Genomic DNA, 20,681 nt, shown 5'->3' on the forward strand with positions numbered 1-20,681 from the left:
CCCCGGTGACGCCCCCCGTGACGCCCCCGGTGAGCACGGCGCGGTGGACCGGTGACTGGGTGGCCGGCCGGCTCGACGTCCACCTGCGGACGACGGCGGCCGCCGGCGGACTGCTGGTGCGCGACCTGGTGGGGCTGGCCGTGCGGGTCAACCCGCGGCGGGTGCACCTGCTGGTGAGCACGGTCCTCGGCAAGCACGTGCCGGTCGACCCCGACGTCGTGCGCGCGGCCGGCGCGCTGCTGGGCCGGCTGGTGGCCGACCGGTTGACCGGGGTCGACTCCGGCGTCGCGGAGCCCGGCGGGGACCTGCTGGCCCGGGCGCTGCGGGACGGCGACGCCGGTGCGGCCGACCGCCTCGTCGAGCTGGCCGGCACCGCGCCGGCCCCGGTGCCGGACGTGCTCGTGCTCGGGTACGCCGAGACGGCCACCGGGCTGGGCCACCTGGTCGGCGACGCGCTGGGTGCCGACGTGCTGCACTCGACCCGCCGGCCGGTGGGCATCGCACCGGCCGGCGGGTTCGAGGAGTCGCACTCCCACGCCACCGGTCACCTGCTGCTGCCCGACGACCCGGCCCTGCTGGCGGGCGACCGACCGGTCGTGCTGGTCGACGACGAGCTGTCCACCGGTGCCACCGTCATGGACACCATCCGGGGTCTGCAGGAGGTCGCGCCCCGGCGCCGGTGGCTGGTGGCCGGCCTGGTCGACCTCCGCACCGACGACGCCCGGGCCGACCTGGCCCGCTTCGCCGCCGAGCAGGGCATCGAGGTCGACGTCGTGGTGCTGGCCACCGGCCGGGTCGAGCTGCCGCCCGACGTCCTGGCCCGCGGCGCCGCGCTGCTGGCCGCCCACCCGCATCCGGGGCCACCCGAACCGGGTCCGGCCACCGGCCCGGTCCGCGAGGTGGCCGCCGAGACCACCCCGGGCTTCCGCGACGGCGGCCGGCACGGGTTCACCGCTGCGCACCGGTCGGCCATGGATGCGGCGCTGCCGCGGCTGGCCGAGCAGGTGCACGACGCACTCGGGCCCGCACCGGGCCGGGTGGTGCTGCTGGGCACCGAGGAGCTGATGCACCTGCCGGTCCGGCTGGCCGCCGAGCTGAGCGGGCGCGGCGTCGACGTGCTGGTCTCCAGCACCACCCGCTCGCCCGTGCTGCCGGTCGAGGACCCCGGGTACGCGGTGCGCACCGCTCTGCGGTTCGCCAGCCACGACCGACCGGCCGACGGCCCGGGGCCGCGGTACGCCTACAACGTCGCCGCGCCGCCGGGCGGCCGCCCGTTCGACGCCGCGGTCCTCGTCGTCGACGACGCCAGCCGGGCCTGGGACGACGGCCCCACCGCGCTGCCCCGGGTGCTGGCCGGGGCGGTCGCCGGCCCGGTGGTGGTGCTCACGGTCCCCAGCCACCGGCCCACCCCCGACCCGCTGCGCGGTCCCGCGTTCGGCTCCTACGCCCCCGACGAGGTCGGCTGGCTGCTCACCGACCTCAGCGACGTGCCGCTGGAGGCACCGGTGGAGCACCGCGAGGCGGCGATCCAGTCGGGTCGGGCGCACTACAGCGAGTCGCTGCCGGTGGAGTACCAGCCGGGAGCGGCGTACCTGGAGCTGTTCGAGCAGGGCCTGGCCGCCTCGGCCCGGCGGCTGGCCGTCGCCGTCGGCGTCCTCACCGAGCTGGTGCTGGCCCGCCGGCCGGACCCGCCGGTGCTGGTGTCCCTGGCCCGGGCGGGTACCCCGATCGGCGTGCTCGTGCGGCGGTGGGCGGGCCGGCACGGGCTGGACCTCCCGCACCTGGCGGTGTCCATCGTGCGCGGGCGCGGCCTGGACCCCCGGGCCCTGGACCACCTGGCCGCCCACCACGACCCGGCCGACGTCGTGTTCGTCGACGGCTGGACCGGCAAGGGCGCCATCACCCGCGAGCTGCAGGCGGCGGTGCGGGCGGCGGAGGCGGCCCAGCCGCGCGGCTTCGTCCCCGACCTCGCCGTCGTCGCCGACCCCGGCGGCTGCACCGACCTCTTCGGCACGCGCGAGGACTTCCTGATCCCGTCGGCCTGCCTGAACTCGACGGTCTCCGGTCTCGTGTCGCGCACGGTGCTGCGGGCCGACCTGGTGCCGATCGGCGGCTACCACGGGGCGAAGTTCTACCGCGAGCTCGCCGACCAGGACGTCTCCGGCCGCTTCCTCGACACCGTCTCGGCCTGCTTCGACGACGTCGCCGACGAGGTGGCCGACGAGGTCGCGCGGCAGTCGGCCGCCCCGGTCGACCGGGCACCCACCTGGGCCGGGTGGCGGGCAGTCGAGGAGATCGGTCGGGAGGCAGGCATCGCCGACCTGAACCTGGTCAAGCCCGGCGTCGGCGAGACCACGCGGGTGCTGCTGCGCCGGGTCCCCTGGAAGGTGCTGGTGCGGCCCGACCGCGTCGCCGACCTGGGTCACGTGCTGCACCTGGCCGCGGACCGGGGCGTCCCGGTCGAGGAGCGGCCGGGCATGCCGTTCTCCTGCACCGGGCTCATCCGGCCGGGCCGGGGCGACGCGTGAGCGGCGTCCTGGTCGCCACCGACCTGGACCGCACGCTCATCTACTCCCTGGCCGCGGCGGGTGCGCCGCGGCCGGGGGAACGGCCCTGGGTGGTGGTCGAGCGGCTCGAGGGCCGGGCGGTCTCCCACGTCACCGAGCTGGCCGCCGCGCGGTACGCGGCGCTGGCCCGACGGCACTGCGTCGTCCCGGTCACCACCCGCACCCCGGCCCAGCTGGCCCGGGTGCAGCTGCCCGGACCGCCCGCGCGCTGGGCCGTGGCCGCCAACGGCGGAGTGGTGCTGGTCGACGGCGGACCCGACCCGAGCTGGACGGCGCGGGTGCGCGAGGCGCTGGGCGGGGTGGCCGGCCTCGAGGAGGCCGCAGCCGAGCTGGCCCGGGCCTGCACCGACGCCCCCGACGCCCGCCGCCACGAGGTGCCGGGCCTGTTCTGCTACGCCGTGGTGGACCGGCCGGCCCTCCCGGAGCACCGGCTCGCGCAGCTGCGGGCCTGGGCGTCCGGGGCCGGCTGGGGGGTGTCGCTGCAGGGCCGCAAGCTCTACGTGGTGCCCTCGTTGCTGACGAAGTCCGCGGCGGTCGCCGAGGTGGCCGGCCGGGCCGGCGCGGAGGTGGTGCTCGCCGCGGGGGACTCGCTGCTGGACACCGACCTGCTCGAGCGCGCCACCCTGGCGGTGCGCCCCGGGCACGGCGAGCTGGCCGACGCGGGCTGGACGCGGCCGCACGTCACCGCGCTCACCACCCGGGGCATCGCCGCGGGGGAGGAGATCCTGGCCTGGTTCGCCGACCGGGCCGCGGCCGGCGTCGCGGGTGCGCCCGGCACGGGGGTCGCGCCCGGGGCAGGATGACGGTCATGGACGCTGCCGCCCTGCGCGAGATGCAGGCCCCCATCAAGCAGAAGTACAAGGACGACCCGTCGGCGGCGCTGGCCCGGCTGCACGCCGAGGGCGACTTCCGCGACGAGGGCATCACCGCCACGGTCGAGACCTGGTCGGGCCCCCAGCGCGCCGGGTTCCACGAGACCACCGGCGGCGACGGCTCCGACGCCTGCTCCGGGGACATGCTGCTGCAGGCGCTGCTCGGCTGCTCCGGGGTGACGCTGCGCAGCGTGGCCACCGCGATGTCGCTCGACATCCGCAGCGCGAGGCTCACCGCCCGCGGCGACATGGACGCCCGCGGCACGCTCGGGGTCTCCCGCGACGTGCCGGTGGGGATGACCGGCATCGAGGTGGTCGCCGAGCTCGACACCGACGCCGACGACGCGCAGCTGGCGACGCTGGCCAAGCTGACCGAGCGGTACTGCGTGGTGGCCCAGACGCTCAAGGAGCCCCCGACCTTCACCGTCCGGCGCGCCTGACCCGCGGACGACGAACGCCCCGCACCTCGAGCCGAGGGCGGGGCGTTCGTCGTGGTGGGGCTAGTCGAGCGCGAGCTCGGCGCAGACCACGCACGCCGGCGTGCGGCGCTCGTCGGGCCAGACGGCCGCGCCCTCGACGCGGGCGACCTCGCGCCCGCACAGCGAGAAGACGACCTCGGTGGCGCCGGGTTCGCATGCGTGCCACGGACCGCTGGAGTCAACGATCGGCGTCCCGCTGACGCCGTTCCACAGCACCTGCACGGCTGCCTGGCCGCAGACGAAGGTCTCCTCGCTGAGGACGGAGTGCCGACCGCGGCGCTGTGTCGAAGTCACGCTCGGACCATGTCAGCTCGACACAGCGTCACCGAGCCGACAGACCGGACGCTGGGTAACGACACAATCACGGTGAGCTGTTCTGGCCCAGGGTCCCCTCCCGCCCCACCGACTGGACGAAGCGGCCGCGATCGTCCAGCGACATCTGCCTGTGGTGGTCGGGTCCGCCGATGAGGACATGGCGAGACCTGCCTCGGGCTGGTGCGGCTGTGGGGAACACGCTGCTCGTCCCACGAACCCCATCCGTCACTTCTGGCACACCTGCACCCGCGATTCGGACCCGCAGTAGCGCTGGGGCGTGGTAATCGGGCAGACTGTCCCGAGCACCCCGCACCACCCGTTCGAGCTACCGCACTGCCATCGCGAGTCAGGTCCGTTGGGGAAGACGAGACCCGTCTTGATCCGATGGAGGTGCACTGTGCAACGACGGTCTACGCAGGGTGTTGTCTTCGTGCACGCGTGCCCGAAGGCGCTCTGCCAGCACGTCGACTGGGCCCTCGAGCGGGTCATCGGCGCGCCGGTGAGCTTGTCCTGGGCTGAACAGCCCGCGCAGCACGGGGCCTACCGTGCCGAGGTCGCCTGGACCGGTGCCACCGGGACCGGTGCGAAGCTCGTCGCCGCACTCAAGGCGTGGCCGATGCTGCGCTTCGAGGTCACCGAGGAGCCCAGCCAGGGCAACGACGGCGAACGCATGGCGTACGTGCCCGGCCAGGGGGTCTTCCGCGCCCCCATGTCGGCCAACGGCGACCTCATGGTCACCGAGCAGCAGCTGCGCCACCTGGCGGCCACCGCGGGCTCGGGCGAGGCCTTCCGGCACGGGCTGGACGAGCTGCTCGGCGCCGCCTGGGACGACGACCTCGAGGTCTACCGCCACGCCGGCGACGGCGCTCCCATCAGCTGGCTGCACCAGGTCGTCTGACGACCTGAGCTGCAGCGCGTCTGCGACCACGCCGGCCCCCTGACCCCGGACCGACGCCACCGCAGGCCGAACGCATCGCGGCCCGGCACCCACGGATGGGTGCCGGGCCGCTGTGCTGCCCGCCGTCGCCGCCCGCCCGCCCGGCGCCGCCCCGCCCGGCACCGCCCCGCCCCGTCCAGGCAAGGGATCCCTTCCCGACCGATTGGGGTGGATTCGTGCAGGACGGGTTCCCTTGCCTGCGACGGGGTGGAGGTGGGGTAGCGGGGTTCAGAGGGGGATGTTGCCGTGGGCGCCGCGTCCGGCCGGGGCCGCCGCCAACGCCGCCACCAGGCGCTTCCTGGTCTGGCTGGGCTCCACGACGTCGTCGACCACGCCGATCTCGCGGGCCCGGCCGACGCCACCGGCGATCTTCTCGTGCTCCTCGGCGAGCTGGGCGTGCAGGGCCTCGCGCTCGCCCGGCTGCGCCGCGGCCAGCTTCTTGCGGTGCAGGATGCCGACGGCGGCCTTGGCGCCCATGACGGCGACCTCGGCGCCGGGCCAGGCGTACACCGCCGTGGCGCCGAGGGAGCGGGCGTTCATGGCGATGTAGGCACCGCCGTAGCTCTTGCGGGTCACCAGCGTCACCCGGGGCACGACGGCCTCGGCGAAGGCGTGCAGCAGCTTGGCGCCGCGGCGCACCACGCCGTCCCACTCCTGGCCGACGCCGGGCAGGTAGCCCGGGACGTCGACCAGCACCACCAGCGGGACGCCGAACGCGTCGCACATCCGCACGAAGCGCGCGGCCTTCTCCGCCGACGGCGAGTCCAGGCACCCACCCAGGCGCAGCGGGTTGTTCGCGACGACCCCCACGGTCCGCCCGGCGAGGCGGCCCAGGGCGGTGATCACGTTGGGGGCGTAGCGGCTCTGCAGCTCCAGCGGCGGACCGTCGAGCAGGCCGGTGATCATCGGCTTGACGTCGTAGGCGCGCTGCTTGGCCTCGGGCAGCAGGGCGGCGAGGTCGGTCTCGGCCTCGCCGTCGGTGCTGGCGAAGCTGCCCTGGGCGGCCAGCAGGTCGACCGCGGTGCGCGCGGTGTCCAGGGCGTCCTGCTCGGTCGCGGTCACCACGTGGACGACGCCCGAGCGGCGGCCGTGGGTGTCGGGGCCGCCGAGGGCCTCCATGTCGACCTGCTCGCCGGTGACCGACCGGACGACGTCGGGACCGGTGACGAACACCCGACCCAGCGGGCCCATGACCACCAGGTCGGTCAGGGCCGGCCCGTAGGCCGCACCGCCGGCGGCCGGGCCGAGGACGACGGAGATCTGCGGGACGCGGCCCGATGCACGGATCATCCCGGCGAACACCTCGCCCACCGCGTGCAGGGCGGTGACGCCCTCGGCCAGTCGGGCGCCGCCGGAGTGCCAGATGCCGATGACCGGCACGTGCTCGCGCAGGGCGACGTCGATGGCGTCGACGATGTGCCGGCAGCCGTCGACGCCCATGGCGCCGCCCATGATCGTGGCGTCGGTGCAGTAGGCGATGGCCGGCGACCCGTTGACCTGGCCGCGTGCCGCCATGGCGCCGGAGGTGTCCCGGGCGGCGAGGGGCTGCATGGTGCCGGGGTCGAAGAACCGGGCGAGGCGGTCCTCGGGGTCGCGCGGGTCGGGCTCGGCGAGGGTGGCGGCGGGGCTGACGGTGGTCATGCGGGGTCTCCTCGGCGGATCAGGCTGTGGTGAAGACCAGGGCCATGTTGTGCCCGCCGAAGCCGAACGAGTCGTTCAGCGCGGCGGAGAAGGTGGCCTTGCGCGGGGCCCCGCGCACGATGTCGAGCTTCTGCACGGCGGGGGAGTCGTCGAGCTGCTCGATGTTCTGCGTGCCCGGGACGACCTGGTCGCGCAGGGCGAGCAGGCAGAACACCGACTCCAGCGCGCCGGCGGCACCGAGCAGGTGCCCGGTCTGGCTCTTGGTGGCGGTCACTGCGGCGTGGTCGCCGACCGCGTCGAGCAGCGCCGCGGCCTCGGCGATGTCGCCGACCGGGGTGGAGGTGGCGTGCGCGTTGACGTGGCCGATGTCGCCGGGGGTGATGCCGGCGTCGCGCAGGGCGGCGCCGATGGCGCGCTGGGCGCCCTCGCCCTCGGGGTGCGGGGCGACCAGGTCGTAGCCGTCGGAGGTGCCGCCGGCGCCGGCGAGCTTGCCGTAGACCTTGGCGCCGCGGGCCTTGGCGGCGTCCTCGCGCTCGAGCACCAGGCAGGCGGCGCCCTCGGCGAGCACGAAGCCGTCGCGGCCGGCGTCGAAGGGGCGGGAGGCGTGCTCGGGGTCGTCGTTGCGGGTGCTCATGGCGCGCATCGAGGCGAAGCCGGCCATGGGCAGCGGGTGCACGCAGGCCTCGGCGCCGCCGACGAGCACGACGTCGGCGCGGTCCAGGCGCAGCATGTCCAGGCCCCAGCGGATGGCCTCGGCGCCGGAGGCGCAGGCGCTGACCGGGGCGTGCACGCCGCCGCGGGCGCCGATCGCCAGGCCCACCGCGGCGGCGGGGCCGTTGGGCATGAGCATGGGGATGGTGAAGGGGGAGACCCGCTTGGGCCCCTTCGCCTCCAGGACGTCGTCCTGGCCGAGGAGGGTCATGGCGCCGCCGATGCCGGTGCCGACGACCACCGCGATGCGCAGCGAGTCGTACCCGGCGTCACCGGCGCCGGAGTCGCGCCAGGCCTCCTCGGCGGCCACGACGGCCACCTGTTGGCTGCGGTCCAGCCGCCGGGCCCGCACGCGGTCGATCTGCTCGGCGGGGTCGGTGGTCAGCCGGGCCACCAGCTGGGCCGGGAACGGCTCGATCCACTCGTCGGTGATCCGGGTGACCCCGGACGTCCCGGCGAGCAGGGCGTCCCAGGTGGAGGCGACGTCGGACCCCAGCGGGGTGGTCGCGCCGAGCCCGGTGACGACGACGTCGGTGCTGTTGGTCTTCACGTCTTTCCTCCTGGAACTGGTGACTTGCTGGAACGGCCTCGTCGCAGGGCCCCGGGGAATGGGCGGAGCACATTCCCCGGGGGGCGACGAGGTCCTTCTGTTACTGGTTCTTCTCGATGAAGGAGATGGCGTCGCCGACGGTCTTGATGCCGCCCAGCTCGTCGTCGGGGATGGCGACGCCGAACTTGTCCTCGACGGCCGTGGCGATCTCGACCATCGAGAGCGAGTCGACGTCGAGGTCCTCGGTGAAGGACTTCTCGGGGGTGGCGTCGGCGGGGGCGACCCCGGCGACCTCCTCCAGGATCTCGGCGAGGCCGGACTGGATCTCGGCGGTGCTGGCCACGTGGGCCTCCTCTTCGTCGTGCGGGTCAGGGGGGTCGTGCAGGTCGTGCAGGGCCGGACGGCGGGGCCGCCCGGGGTTCAGGGGAGCCGGACGACCTGTCCGGCGAAGGTGAGCCCGGCGCCGTAGCCGAGCAGCAGGGCGAGGTCGCCGCTCTTGGCCTCGCCGCTCTCGAGCAGGGCCGACAGGGCCAGCGGGACCGAGGCCGAGGAGGTGTTGCCGGCCCGGGCGACGTCGCGGGCGATGACGGTGGACGACGGCAGCGCGAGCTTCTTGGCCATCAGCTCGATGATGCGGAGGTTGGCCTGGTGCGGGGCGAAGACGTCGACGTCGGCGGCGGTGACGCCGGCGCGGTCGATGGCCTCCTGCAGCGTGGCGGTGAGCTTGGTGGTGGCCCACCGGTACACGGCCTGCCCGGCCATGGTCAGGTTGCCGGCGTCGGGCTGGCCCTCGGCCGGGATGGCGATGGCGTCGCGCTGGTCGCCGTCCGAACCCCAGACCACGGGGCCGATGCCGGGCTCGTCGCTGGCGCCGATGACCATCGCGCCGGCACCGTCGGCGAAGATCACCGCGGTGGAGCGGTCGGTCATGTCGACGACGTCGGTGAGCTTCTCGACGCCGACGACCAGGGCGTTGCGGGCCGACCCGGCGCGGATGGCGTCGGAGGCGGCCGACAGGGCGTAGCAGAACCCGGCGCAGCCGGCGTTGACGTCGAAGCCGCCGGGGCGGGGGATGCCGAGGCGGTGGGCGACCTCGGGCCCGGCGCCGGGGATCTGGGTGGGCAGGCTGCAGCTGGCGACGACCACCAGGTCGACGTCCTCGGGCGAGAGCCCGCTGGCGGCCAGGGCCTTGCCGCCGGCGGCCACGGACATCTCGACGACGGTCTCGTCGGTGTCGGCCCAGCGGCGCTCGGCGATGCCGACGCGGGTGCGGATCCACTCGTCGTTGGTGTCCATGGTCTGCGCGAGCTCGTCGTTGGTGACCCGGCGGCGGGGCCGGTACTCGCCGATGCCGAGGATGCGCGCGCCGGGGGAGCCGGTGGGGAGCTGGATGGTGCTCATGCGTCAGACCTCCGGGTAGAGACGGGCGATCGGGTCACCGGCGTCGACGAGGTCGCCCTCGGCGACCAGCCACTCGGCGAGCAGCCCGGCGTAGCCGGCGGCGACCTCGACGGTCTCGCGGCGGCCGGCGACGGTGGCCAGCGTGGCGCCGGCCGGCAGCGAGGTGCCCTCGGCCACCGCGGCGGGGGAGATGGTGCCGCGCGCGGGGGAGACGACGACCCGCCAGTCGGGGGCGTGCTCGGCCTCGGCCCGGCCGCGTTCGGCGGCGATGAGCTCGGCGGCGCGGTCGAGGTCGGTCGGGCCGGTGATGGCCAGGACCTCGACGTCGTGCCGGCCCTTCCAGTCGCGCTTGGCCAGACCCGCCAACGCGCCGGCCGGGGGCAGCTCGATGACCGCGGTGACGCCGAGCTCGCGCAGGGTGTCCAGGCAGGCGTCGAAGCGCACCGGGTTGGTGACCTGGCTGACCAGCCGGTCGAGCACCGCGGCGCCGGTCTCCACGGCCGAGCCGTCCTTGTTGGACAGCAGCAGGCGGGAGGGCTGCGCGGGACGGATGCCGCCGACCAGGCCCTCGAGCTCGGTGCGGGCCGAGGCCATGAAGTCGGTGTGGAAGGCGCCGGCCACCGACAGCGGCATGACCCGGGCCTTCGCCGGCGGGGCGGCCTTCAGCGCGGCGAGGCCGTCGAGGGAACCGGCGGCCACGACCTGGCCGGCGCCGTTGACGTTGGCCGGGGTCAGGCCGTGGGACTCGATGGCGGCCAGCACCTCGGCGGGGTCGCCACCGAGGACGGCGGACATGCCGGTGGGGGTCTGGGCGCAGGCCCGGGCCATGGCCCGCCCCCGGACGGCGGTCAGCGCGATGGCCGCCTCGACCGACAGCACACCGGCCAGCGCCGCGGCGGTCAGCTCACCGACGCTGTGCCCGGCGATGACGACGTCGCGACCGGTCTGCGGGGTGTGCGCCACCGGCCCGGGCAGCCCGCCCAGCTCGCGGGCGACGAACAGGGACATGGCCACGACCAGCGGCTGGGTGACCGCGGTGTCCTTGATCGCCTCGGCGTCGCCGGTGGTGCCCAGGGTCAGCAGGTCGGCGTCGGCGACCGCGCCGGCCCAGCGGAAGAAGGACTCGGCGCCGGGGAGGGCCAGCCAGTCGGTGAGCATCCCGGGCTTCTGGGCCCCCTGGCCGGGGGCGAGGACGGCGAGCACGGGACAACCGTGCCAGTGATGGCCGGCCGGCGGGCGGTCGGCGGCCCACGAAGAACACCGGTGGTCTTGTGGAGGGTTCCTACAAACGTGGGGCAGGTGGTGCGCTGGACCACAGCTCACGCCCAGAGCGACCGCCCACCGTCGAGGGCGGACAACGCCAGGGCCACCCGCAGCGTCCACGCCCCGCGGGGGTCGGTGGCCGACAGCCCGGTCAGCTCGGTGGCGCGCTTCAACCGGTACCGGACGGTGTTGGGGTGCACGAACAACGCCCGGGCACTGGCCTCCAGGTTGCCGCCGCTGGCCAGCACCGCGTGCACGGTGTCCAGCACCCCACCGCCGGTGGCGTGCAGGGGGCCGGCGACCCGTTCGGCCAGGGCGGCACGGGCCAGCGGGTCGCCGTCCAGCGCGCGTTCGGCCAGCAGCTCGTCGGCCGGCACCGGGCGGGGGGCGCCGGGCCAGGCGACCGCGGCGCGCAGGCCGGCGAGCGCACCGGCGGCCGAGTCGGCGGCCAGGGCGAGGGAGTCGACGGCGGGGCCGCTGACCACCGGGCCGGGGCCGAACTCGCGGCTGACCCGCTCGGCGACCGGTCCCAGGTCGGCCACCCCGCCGAGCACCACCACGAGCTGGTCGGCGTGCACCCCGACCAGCACCTCGGCGCGCATCGAGCGCGCCGCCCGGCGCACCGCGGTGTGCAGGTCGTCGACGTCGGGGGCGGTGTGGCCGACCAGCACGAGCACCGGCGCGGTCGTCGCCCAGCCCAGCGCCGCGGCCCGGCCGGGCAGCTCGTCGGAGCGCTCACCGCGCACCAGGGCGTCGACGACGAGGGCCTCGAGGCGGGCGTCCCAGGCGCCCCGGTTCTCGGCGTAGCTGGCGTAGACGTGCGCGGTGGCGAAGGCCACCTCGCGGCTGTACTGCAGCACGGCCACGCGCAGGGCCTCGGCGTCGCCGGGCTCGGCGACATGGGTGACCCGGTCCTCCATGACCTCGACGGTCACCTTCACCAGGTCGACGGTCTGCTTGAGCGGGACGGCGCGCACCAGCTCGCGCGGGGCCGCCCCGAACACCTCGCCGCCGAGCCGGGGCGGCCGACCGGGGTGCCGGCACCACTCGACGAGCGAGGCGATGCCGGCCTGCGCCACCAGCATCACCCACGACCGCTGGTCGGCCGGCATCGAGCGGAACCAGGGGAGGGTGTCGTCCATGCGGGCGACCGCCTGGGTGGCCAGCGCCCCCGACGCCCGCTCCAGCCGGCGCAGGGTCGCCTCCGACGGTCGCGCTGCGCTCACCGCTGCAGGGTGTCATGGGGCAGGCTGTGCCAGGTGAGGACGGCGCAGCGGACCCACCCCGTGGGGGGCCGTCTCGCCGCCGCCGGGGTGTGCGCACTGGTCGTCGCCGTCCTGGGTGCGGGCGTGGTCGCCGGCTGGACGCCGCAGCTGCGCCTGGACGAGGCGGTCGCCCGCGCGCTGTACGCCGGCGACGACCGCTCGGCGGCGGTGTCGGTGCTGCTCGAGGTGCTGACCGCGCCGGGCTACACGCTGGCCCGGGTGGTGGTGTTCGCCCCGGTGGTGGTCTGGCTGGTGCGGGGTGGCCGGCGCGTCGACGCGGTCTGGGTGACCGTCGCGGTGGTCGGCGTGGGCCTGCTCACCTCGGGCCTCAAGGAGCTGGTGGGCCGGGTGCGGCCGGGCTTCACCGGCGGCGGCGCGGCCTACGACTCCCTGTCGTTCCCCAGCGGGCACGCCTCGGGCGTGGCCTGCCTCGTCACCACCGCGCTGGTGCTCGCATGGCCCGCGCTGGCGACGGCGGGCCGGCGGTGGTGGGCAGCCGCGGGGATCGCGCTGGTCGTCCTCGTCGGTTGCACGCGGCTGTGGTTGGGGGTGCACTACCTGTCCGACGTCGTGGCGGGGTGGGCGTTCGGGGTGGGGTGGACGCTGGTGCTGGCGGCGGTCGGGCAGGGGGTGCGGTGGACGAGGGCCTGATGTCGCGGCACCTGGTCGAGCCCGACGACGGGTCGGCCGGCCCGCTGCTGCGCATCGCCGAGGACCGGCTGCTCCCGGGCGCCGGCTACGGGTCCCACCACCACGCCGACGTCGACGTCGTCGCCGTCGTCCTCTCGGGCTCGCTGGTCCACGGGTGGGGGAGCCGGCCGACGCTGCGGGCCGGTGACGTGGGCGTGCTGCGCGCCGGCACGGGGATGGTGCACGACGAGGTGGCCGGCGCCGACGGCGCGCACGTGCTGCAGACCTACCTGCGGACGGCGACCCCGGCCCAGCAACCGGGCCACCGCGTGGTGCGCTGGACCGCGGGTGCCCGGCGCGGCTGGGTCGACCTGGGCCGCACCGACGCCCGGTTGTGGCTGGCCCGGGTGCCGACCGACGAGACCGTCGCCGTGCCCCCGGGGCTGCGGGTGGTGTCCAGCGGCGGGCGGGTGTGGGCCGGACCCGTGCCCGCGGTCGGGGAGGGGCGGGTCACCGGACCGGCGACGGTGTGCGTCTGGCAGCTGGACCGCACCCGACCGCTGTGGGCGGTGGAGTAGCTCGGCTGCTCGGTTGCTCGACTGCTCGGTGCGGACGGCGGGCCTCTGCTGGCGCCGGTCGTGAGCCCTGCTGAACACTGCGCCCATGGACCTGCTCGCTGCTGCCCGTGCCGACGCCGACCGGGTGGTGGACCTGCGCCGCCGGCTGCATCGCCGTCCCGAGGTGGGCCTGCACCTGCCCGAGACCCAGGCGACGGTGCTCGAGGCGCTCGCCGACCTGCCCGTCGAGGTGACCACGGGTCGGTCGACGTCCTCGGTGGTGGGTGTGCTGCGCGGCGCGCGGCCGGGGCCGACCTACCTGCTGCGCGGGGACATGGACGCCCTCCCGCTGCAGGAGGACACCGGCCTGCCCTTCGCCTCCGAGATCCCGGGTGCGATGCACGCCTGCGGGCACGACACCCACGTCGCGATGCTGCTCGGGGCGGCCCGGCTGCTGGCCGAGCGGCGCGAGCAGCTCGCCGGGCAGGTCGTGCTCATGCTGCAGCCGGGGGAGGAGGGCTTCCACGGGGCGCGGTCGATGCTGGAGGAGGGCCTGCTCGACGCCGTTCCCGGGGCGCCGGTGAGCGGGGCGTTCGCCCTGCACACCAGCGCCTCGTTCCCCACCGGGACGATCAACGTGCGGCCCGGGCCGCTGATGGCCGCCGCCGACCACTTCCGGGTCACCCTCCGCGGCGCCGGCGGCCACGCCTCGACCCCGCACGTGACCGCCGACCCGGTCCCGGTCGCCGCGGAGATCGTGCTGGCCCTGCAGGCGATGGTCACCCGCCGGGTCGACGTCTTCGACCCCGCCGTGGTCACGGTCGGCCACCTCAGCGCCGGGACGACGAACAACATCATCCCGGCCACCGCGTTCCTGGAGGGGACCATCCGCACCCTGTCCGCGCAGCGGCGTGCCGACGTCGTGGCCCGGGTGCAGCGCGTGGCCGAGCGGGTCGCCGACGCCCACGAGCTGGTCGCGGAGTTCGAGCGGGTGGAGGGCTACCCCGTCACCGTCAACGACCCGGTGGTCGCCGCGCAGGTCTCGTCGGCCGCCGCCTCGCTGCTGGGAGCCGACGCATCGGTGCCGATGGCCGACCCGCTCATGGGCGCCGAGGACTTCTCCTACGTGCTGGAGCGGGTGCCCGGCGCGATGGCGTTCCTGGGCGCCTGCCCGCCGCACCTGGTGCCGGAGGAGGCGCCCAGCAACCACTCGAACCTGGTGGTGTTCGACGAGGACGCCTTCCCGGCGGGCACCGCGCTGTACGCCCGCATGGCCCTCCTGGCCCTGGCGGGGTAGCTACCGGGGGCGGGCCCAGGCCGCCCGCCCGTGGCGTGGATCAGCTGGGTTCACCTGTGTCCGTCCTGGTTCAGCGACGCCGCTGAACCAGGACGGACAGTCGTGAGCCCCAGACCCTGCGCGGCCACCCGGGGCACGCGGCGCAGACCCCGGTTGCGCTGCTCGATCCGGTAAGCGGGACGGTCGGGAGCCGGGCGGTCCAGCAGCCGGCGCAACCGGGCGATCTTGTCGGCCAGGGGCGCGTGCAGGTCTGCGGGCTTCATCCGCACACCGACCAGGTCCAGATCGACCAGTTCGTCATGCCGGCACTTCTCCGCCCACACCGCCTCGGCGGCGGTGCGCCCGAACCACGGGTCGTCGACCTTCGTGCGCCCGTCGCACTCGCCGAACACGGCTGGCTCCTCCCACAGCATGTCCAGGACGCCGACCAAGCGGCGACCGACGAGGACGGCGGCCTGCAGGACGGGTTCGGGCACACCGGCGGACACGAAGGCCAACCGGGTCCTGGTCTCGTGCGGTGAGTGGGCACCGACCCGGGCGAGCCCGAAGGCCCGTGCCATGCGGCCAGCACCTGGCCAGTGCCGGTGCCGCAGAGCGGTGGCGACGAGGTCGGCCCGGCTCAGCCGACCGTCGGCCAGGACGTCGTCGACCGCCACCACGGTGTCGACCACGTCCCACTCCCGGGCGACGTCGGCCAGCGTGCGCGCGAGGGTGGTGACCGCGAGCCCGCCGACCACGGTGATGTCCTCGGGCGGCAGCGATGCCCGCCGCACCCGGTAACCCTTGCCGGTGCGGTGCTGCACCGGGTCGGTGAGCTCGACGTCGGTTCCGACGTCGGCCGGGAGCAACAAGCCGTGCAGGCGGGCTGCAGTGGCATGGCTGAGCACGGTGTCGTGCCGCTCGAGCCTGAGCACGACGGCCGCCGCTTCCAGGTGGTGCTGACGGCCGGCGTCCTGGTGCGCGGCCCACAGCTCGCCGCTGGTGTGCACGCCGTAGCGAACGGCGTGCCACGCCCCGGTCCTGAGCTGGGCGGCGACGGCATGGCGGTCGTAGCCCGCGGCTCGGGCGTGCGCGGTGGTGAACACGCCGCCGTTGCGGGCCATGACGAAGGTCAGTTGGGGGTCCACGGCACGACCATCGCCGACCGGTGCGACGGGCGGAATGCGCTCCGAGGATCTGTGGATGCACCCCGCGTCTGTGGATGCCCGGTACGGGGGAACGCCGAAGCCGTCCTGGCTCACCGGCGTCGGTGAGCCAGGACGGCTTCTGCTGAACCCAGCTGATCAGTGCCGCGACCGGGGCGGGTGGGTCAGGTGGCGGGCGTGTCCTGCTCCAGGTCGACCGGGGCCTTGCCGGGGTCGGTGATCTGGTACTTCTCCACCGCCTGCGCGACCACCGAGCGGTCGACCTGGCCCTTCTTGGCCAGCTCACCCAGCACGCGCACCACGATCGACTCGGCGTCCACCCGGAAGTGGCGGCGCAGCGCCGGGCGGGTGTCGGAGAGGCCGAACCCGTCGGTGCCGAGCGAGACCAGCCCCGGCACGTAGGGCGCCAGCAGGTCGGGCACCGCCCGCATCCAGTCCGACACCGCGACCAGCGGCCCCTCGGCGTCGGCCAGGGTGCGGGTCACGTAGGGCACCCGCGGCTCCTCGGCCGGGTGGTCGAGGTTCCACTCGTCGGCCGCGACCGCCTCGCGGCGCAGCTCGGTCCAGGAGGTCACCGACCAGATGTCGGCCGAGACGCCCCAGTCCGAGGCCAGCAGCTCCTGGGCGCGCAGGGCCCACGGCACGGCCACGCCCGACGCCAGGATCTGCGCCTTCTTCGCGTCGTCGATCCACGGACCCTGGTTGAGCCGGTAGATGCCGGCCAGCAGACCGGCGACGTCGAGGTCCTCGGGCTCGGCTGGCTGCTGGTAGGCCTCGTTGTAGACCGTCAGGTAGTAGAAGACGTCGGCACTGCGCTCACCGCCCAGCGGGGCGCCCGGGTCCTCGCCGTACATGCGGGCCAGGGCGTCCTTGACGATGTGCCCCAGCTCGTAGCTGAACGCCGGGTCGTAGGAGACCACCGCCGGGTTGGTCGCGGCCAGCAGGAGCGAGTGGCCGTCCTCGTGCTGCAGCCCCTCGCCGTTGAGCGTCGTCCGGCCGGCGGTGGCGCCGAGGGCGAAACCGCGGGTCATCTGGTCCGCGGCGGCCCAGAAGCCGTCACCGGTGCGCTGGAACCCGAACATCGAGTAGAAGATGTAGATCGGGATCATCGCCTCGCCGTGCGTCGAGTACGACGACCCGACGGCGGTGAACGACGCCGTGGAACCGGCCTCGTTGATGCCCTCGTGCAGGATCGTGCCGCTGGTCGACTCCTTGTACGCCAGCATCAGCTCGCGGTCGACCGCGGTGTAGGTCTGGCCGTGCGGGGAGTAGATCTTCGACGTCGGGAACAGCGAGTCCATGCCGAAGGTGCGGGCCTCGTCGGGGATCACCGGCACGAAGCGCGGGCCGAGCTCCTTGTCCTTGAGGAACTCCTTGAGCAGCCGGACGAACGCCATGGTGGTGGCGACCTCCTGCTTGCCCGAGCCGCGGCGCAGCACCTCGAAGGCCTTGTCCTCGGGGGCCTTGAGCGGCTTGGCCGCCACGTGCCGCCGGGGTACCGCCCCGCCGAGGGCCTTGCGGCGCTCGAGCATGTACTGCATCTCGTCGGAGTCGGGGTCGGGCTTGTAGTACGGCGGGAGGTACTTGTCCTCCAGCGCCGCGTCGGGGATGTCGAGGTAGAGCCGGTCGCGGAACGTGGCGAGGTCCTCGGCGGTCAGCTTCTTCATCTGGTGCGTGGAGTTGCGGCCCTCGAAGTGGCTGCCCAGCGTCCAGCCCTTGATGGTCTTGGCGAGGATGACCGTGGGCTGGCCCTTGTGCTCCATCGCGGCCTTGTAGGCGGCGTAGACCTTGCGGTAGTCGTGGCCACCGCGCTGCAGCGCCCAGACCTCGTCGTCGGTCATGCCCTCGACCAGCTTGCGGGTGCGGGGGTCGCGCCCGAAGAAGTGCTCGCGGACGAAGGCGCCGTCCTCGGCCTTGTAGGTCTGGTAGTCACCGTCGGGCGTGGTGTTCATCAGGTTGACCAGCGCACCGTCGCGGTCGGCGGCCAGCAGCTTGTCCCAGCCGCGGCCCCAGACGACCTTGATGACGTTCCAGCCGGCACCGCGGAAGAAGCTCTCCAGCTCCTGGATCACCTTGCCGTTGCCGCGCACCGGGCCGTCGAGGCGCTGCAGGTTGCAGTTGACGACGAAGGTGAGGTTGTCCAGCTCCTCGCGCGCGGCCAGGCCGATCGCGCCCAGCGACTCGGGCTCGTCCATCTCGCCGTCGCCGAGGAAGGCCCAGACGTGCTGGTCGGAGGTGTCCTTGATGCCGCGGTGGTGCAGGTAGCGGTTGAACCGGGCCTGGTAGATCGCGTTGATCGGGCCCAGGCCCATCGAGACGGTCGGGAACTCCCAGAACTCGGGCATCAGCCGCGGGTGCGGGTAGGAGGACAGCCCGCCGCCGGGGTGGGACACCTCCTGCCGGAAGCCGTCCATCTGCTGCTCGGTCAGCCGGCCCTCGAGGAACGCGCGGGCGTAGATGCCGGGGGAGGCGTGGCCCTGGAACCAGATCTGGTCGCCGCCGCCGGGGTGGTCCTTGCCGCGGAAGAAGTGGTTGAAGCCCACCTCGTACAGCGACGCCGACGAGGCGTAGGAGGAGATGTGGCCGCCGACGCCGACCCCGGGCCGCTGCGCGCGGTGCACCATGATCGCGGCGTTCCAGCGGATGTAGGCGCGGATGCGCCGCTCCACGTGCTCGTCGCCGGGGAACCACGGCTCGCGCTCGGGGGCGATGGTGTTGATGTAGTCGGTGCTGCGCAGGCCGGGGACGCCGACCTGCTGCTCACGGCTGCGCTCCAGCATGCGGAGCATCAGGTAGCGGGCGCGGCCCTTGCCGGCGTGGTCGACGACGGCGTCGAAGGACTCCAGCCACTCACCGGTCTCGTCGGGGTCGTTGTCGATCAACTGGCTCGGCAGGCCGTCGGTGATGACCGCGCGGGGGGTGCCGGGCTCGCGGGCGGGGTCTCCGTCCGACTGCTGCGTGGCGCTCATGGGGACATCGTCTCCTGCTACCCCGGCCCACGTCACGCCGCCTCTCCTCGCGGTCGCCGAGTTCGCCGCCCGGGACACGTTCCGGGCACGGATCGGGCCGGTCGGCTACCGGATCGGACGCGCGTCGGACACACTGGCGCACCGACGCCGGGCGAGTCGCGGTCTGCGGCGCGTCCGGGGTGACCACCACACCGACCAGATGGAGGACGAGCAGGGATGAGCGTCGACTCGGGCAGCGCCAGCATGGCGGCCCGACTGGGGATCAAGCCGGGCATGGTCGTGCAGGAGCTCGGCTGGGACGAGGACGCCGACGAGGACCTGCGCGACTCCGTCGTCGAGGTCTCCGGCGGTGAGATGGTCGACGAGGACTCCGACGAGGTCGCCGACGTCGTCCTGCTCTGGTGGCGCGAGGAGGACGGCGACCTGATCGACGCCCTCGTCGACTCCATCGCGGCCCTCGCCGACGACGGCGTGGTGTGGCTGCTGACGCCCAAGTCCGGGCGGCCCGGCCACGTCGAGCCGGGTGAGGTCACCGAGGCGGCGCCGACGGCGGGCCTGCAGCAGACCAGCAGCATCTCCGCGGCCAAGGAGTGGGCCGGCATCCGCCTGGTCACCCCGAAGGCGGCCCGCTCCAAGCGCTGAACGAGGATGCGGGCATGACTCTCTCCGTGGGTGACACCGCGCCCGACTTCACGCTGAACGACTCCGACCGGCAGCCCTTCACGCTGTCGGAGCACCGCGGTTCGCCGGTGCTGGTGGTCTTCTACCCGTTCGCCTTCTCCGGCATCTGCACCGGTGAGCTGTGCCAGCTGCGCGACGAGCTGGCCACCTACACCGATGCCGGGGTGCAGGTGGTGGCGGTCTCCACCGACCCCGCGCCGACGCTGAAGGCGTGGAAGGAGCAGCAGGGCTTCGGGTTCCCGCTGCTCAGTGACTTCTGGCCGCACGGCGAGGTGGCGAAGGCCTACGGGGCGTTCTTCGAGACCGCCGGCATGGCCAACCGCGGCACGTTCCTGGTCGACGCCGACGGGAAGATCGCCTTCGCCGAGGTCAACGGCCCCGGCGACGCCCGGGCGCAGACCGGCTGGAAGGACGCCGTCGCCGCGCTCGCCTCCTGAACCCGGGCTGCCCGACTACGGTGGGGCGGTTCCCGGGCGCGTAGCTCAGCGGTAGAGCTCTCGCCTTACAAGCGAGCGGTCGCAGGTTCGAACCCTGCCGCGCCCACCACTTGCTATGACTTTCCCGTTCAATCCGCCGGCGGCAGGGCGGGCACATCGGAGAAGATGGATGAGACGTCCTCGGCCATCTCAATCACAGTGCCCAGGGCCTGGTGCGTATTCTCAAGGACAGCCGCGGATTGCTCGGATCCTTGCTGGAGAAGGGTGAGCGCGAGCAGCAGCCCACCCCAGCGCTTGACCCACGCCTTTCTGCGCTGTCCTGGCATCGGCTGCGTGAAGACGGTGCGCGTGATCTTGCCTGCTGCTCGTTCTGATTCGCGTTGGATTGGGCCAACGCCAAACATGTCGGCGTTCTCGATCAGCCACTGGACGTGCTTGAGCTGAGTGATGATTTCTGCCCGTTGCGTCTCAGCCAGTTCGGGTGTGGCGTCGATCAGCTCGAAGATTCCATCCAGCTCGGCGACCAGGAGCTCCAGGCTCCCGGCCGGCGCGGGGGCACGGACTTCGAGTAGATCTGCCGTCGCCCCGAGCAAATCCATGGCGGTGTTATTGATCAAATTCCCGACAGGCGCGTCCCAATTGCCCTGATAGACGACAGCCCGGTACCACGCTGGGACGTACCGCATGCCTCGATCGCGTGCAGCGGATCCGCGTGGGAGGGCTTCGACGCCCTTGCACACCTCCTGAACCAGGTTCACAACTTCCTGGTGTCGAGCAACTCCGTCATAGGTGTCGAACCCCGCGCCGAGGGTCTTCTCCCATGCGTCGGAGATTGACAAATTTGATCGTGAACGGGCGTCCGATATGAGGCCATGAAGGTAATGCCCAGGGCTTTTTTCGTTGTGCATGTCCATCGGATCTCCCCATGTGAGCTCTGTCCTAGTAGATGATATGAGTCGTCAGG

Annotated in this window: 19 protein-coding genes and 1 tRNA gene; 10 read left to right on the top strand and 10 right to left on the bottom strand. The window is 74.0% G+C overall.

Translation table 11 applies throughout. The features are described from left to right. Positions 1-5 precede the first annotated feature (5 nt). From TEK04_RS08920 to TEK04_RS08930, 3 genes are read left to right on the top strand one after another with little or no spacing between them, the layout of a single operon-like run. Positions 6-2,528: a phosphoribosyltransferase gene (locus TEK04_RS08920; RefSeq protein WP_336403981.1), complete on the top strand. Its 2,523-nt coding sequence runs from the start codon at positions 6-8 to the stop codon at positions 2,526-2,528. Then, positions 2,525-3,370: an HAD family hydrolase gene (locus TEK04_RS08925; protein WP_336403982.1), complete on the top strand. Its 846-nt coding sequence runs from the start codon at positions 2,525-2,527 to the stop codon at positions 3,368-3,370. Before TEK04_RS08920 ends, TEK04_RS08925 begins: the two co-directional genes overlap by 4 nt. 5 nt (positions 3,371-3,375) lie before the next feature. Beyond that, complete coding sequence (locus tag TEK04_RS08930) at positions 3,376-3,879, top strand: OsmC family protein (protein ID WP_336403983.1); 504 nt, start codon at positions 3,376-3,378, stop codon at positions 3,877-3,879. A gap of 60 nt (positions 3,880-3,939) precedes the next feature. On the opposite strand, the gene TEK04_RS08935 is transcribed toward TEK04_RS08930, so the two are convergent. Beyond that, positions 3,940-4,212 (bottom strand): hypothetical protein, encoded by a 273-nt coding sequence (locus TEK04_RS08935; protein ID WP_336403984.1) that lies wholly within the window; start codon positions 4,210-4,212, stop codon positions 3,940-3,942. A 451-nt stretch (positions 4,213-4,663) separates the two neighbouring features. Here TEK04_RS08935 and TEK04_RS08940 point away from each other — a divergent pair, with 451 nt between their 5' ends. After that, on the top strand, positions 4,664-5,131 hold the full coding sequence (locus TEK04_RS08940) for a DUF3145 domain-containing protein (RefSeq protein ID WP_336403985.1): 468 nt from the start codon (positions 4,664-4,666) through the stop codon (positions 5,129-5,131). A gap of 267 nt (positions 5,132-5,398) precedes the next feature. On the opposite strand, the gene TEK04_RS08945 is transcribed toward TEK04_RS08940, so the two are convergent. The 6 genes from TEK04_RS08945 to TEK04_RS08970 all read right to left on the bottom strand — a co-directional run bounded on the left by TEK04_RS08945 (position 5,399) and on the right by TEK04_RS08970 (position 11,962). Continuing rightward, the gene (locus TEK04_RS08945; protein ID WP_336403986.1) at positions 5,399-6,811 is read right to left on the bottom strand and encodes an acyl-CoA carboxylase subunit beta; all 1,413 of its coding nucleotides are present in this window, start codon (positions 6,809-6,811) and stop codon (positions 5,399-5,401) included. A 19-nt stretch (positions 6,812-6,830) separates the two neighbouring features. Next, on the bottom strand, positions 6,831-8,072 hold the full coding sequence (locus TEK04_RS08950) for a beta-ketoacyl-[acyl-carrier-protein] synthase family protein (RefSeq protein ID WP_336403987.1): 1,242 nt from the start codon (positions 8,070-8,072) through the stop codon (positions 6,831-6,833). Between the two features lie 100 nt (positions 8,073-8,172). After that, positions 8,173-8,415, bottom strand: coding sequence for an acyl carrier protein (locus TEK04_RS08955; protein ID WP_091063849.1), 243 nt, complete (start codon positions 8,413-8,415; stop codon positions 8,173-8,175). A gap of 77 nt (positions 8,416-8,492) precedes the next feature. Beyond that, positions 8,493-9,473 carry a beta-ketoacyl-ACP synthase III gene (locus TEK04_RS08960; protein ID WP_336403988.1) on the bottom strand — a complete coding sequence of 327 codons (981 nt, stop codon included), beginning with the start codon at positions 9,471-9,473 and terminating at the stop codon, positions 8,493-8,495. Positions 9,474-9,476: 3 nt separating this feature from the next. Then, positions 9,477-10,676, bottom strand: coding sequence for an acyltransferase domain-containing protein (locus TEK04_RS08965; RefSeq protein ID WP_336403989.1), 1,200 nt, complete (start codon positions 10,674-10,676; stop codon positions 9,477-9,479). Positions 10,677-10,792: 116 nt separating this feature from the next. Continuing rightward, positions 10,793-11,962 carry a PucR family transcriptional regulator gene (locus tag TEK04_RS08970; RefSeq protein WP_336403990.1) on the bottom strand — a complete coding sequence of 390 codons (1,170 nt, stop codon included), beginning with the start codon at positions 11,960-11,962 and terminating at the stop codon, positions 10,793-10,795. Positions 11,963-11,995: 33 nt separating this feature from the next. Between TEK04_RS08970 and TEK04_RS08975 the strand changes: the two genes are divergently transcribed. The 3 genes from TEK04_RS08975 to TEK04_RS08985 all read left to right on the top strand — a co-directional run bounded on the left by TEK04_RS08975 (position 11,996) and on the right by TEK04_RS08985 (position 14,485). Beyond that, positions 11,996-12,652: a phosphatase PAP2 family protein gene (locus TEK04_RS08975; RefSeq protein ID WP_336403991.1), complete on the top strand. Its 657-nt coding sequence runs from the start codon at positions 11,996-11,998 to the stop codon at positions 12,650-12,652. Beyond that, positions 12,637-13,209: a pirin family protein gene (locus TEK04_RS08980; protein ID WP_336403992.1), complete on the top strand. Its 573-nt coding sequence runs from the start codon at positions 12,637-12,639 to the stop codon at positions 13,207-13,209. The genes TEK04_RS08975 and TEK04_RS08980 overlap by 16 nt, the downstream gene beginning before the upstream one ends. A gap of 85 nt (positions 13,210-13,294) precedes the next feature. Continuing rightward, positions 13,295-14,485 (top strand): M20 metallopeptidase family protein, encoded by a 1,191-nt coding sequence (locus TEK04_RS08985; RefSeq protein WP_336403993.1) that lies wholly within the window; start codon positions 13,295-13,297, stop codon positions 14,483-14,485. A 50-nt stretch (positions 14,486-14,535) separates the two neighbouring features. On the opposite strand, the gene TEK04_RS08990 is transcribed toward TEK04_RS08985, so the two are convergent. Beyond that, entirely contained in the window at positions 14,536-15,612 is a 1,077-nt protein-coding gene (locus TEK04_RS08990; protein WP_336403994.1) for a hypothetical protein, read from the bottom strand. 182 nt (positions 15,613-15,794) lie between these two features. Next, complete coding sequence (gene aceE / locus TEK04_RS08995; RefSeq protein WP_336403995.1) at positions 15,795-18,599, bottom strand: pyruvate dehydrogenase (acetyl-transferring), homodimeric type; 2,805 nt, start codon at positions 18,597-18,599, stop codon at positions 15,795-15,797. Between the two features lie 216 nt (positions 18,600-18,815). Here aceE and TEK04_RS09000 point away from each other — a divergent pair, with 216 nt between their 5' ends. From TEK04_RS09000 to TEK04_RS09010, 3 genes are all read left to right on the top strand, one after another. Then, on the top strand, positions 18,816-19,241 hold the full coding sequence (locus TEK04_RS09000) for a DUF3052 domain-containing protein (protein ID WP_336403996.1): 426 nt from the start codon (positions 18,816-18,818) through the stop codon (positions 19,239-19,241). A gap of 14 nt (positions 19,242-19,255) precedes the next feature. Beyond that, positions 19,256-19,717, top strand: a complete 462-nt coding sequence (locus TEK04_RS09005; protein WP_336403997.1) for a peroxiredoxin — start codon at positions 19,256-19,258, stop codon at positions 19,715-19,717. Between the two features lie 34 nt (positions 19,718-19,751). Continuing rightward, positions 19,752-19,826: transfer RNA gene (locus TEK04_RS09010), tRNA-Val, on the top strand. Between the two features lie 19 nt (positions 19,827-19,845). On the opposite strand, the gene TEK04_RS09015 is transcribed toward TEK04_RS09010, so the two are convergent. Further along, positions 19,846-20,631: a hypothetical protein gene (locus TEK04_RS09015; protein ID WP_336403998.1), complete on the bottom strand. Its 786-nt coding sequence runs from the start codon at positions 20,629-20,631 to the stop codon at positions 19,846-19,848. Positions 20,632-20,681: the final 50 nt, after the last annotated feature.

The sequence above is a fragment of the Klenkia sesuvii genome (genome assembly GCF_037083825.1).
Taxonomy (GTDB): Bacteria; Actinomycetota; Actinomycetes; order Mycobacteriales; family Geodermatophilaceae; genus Klenkia; species Klenkia sesuvii.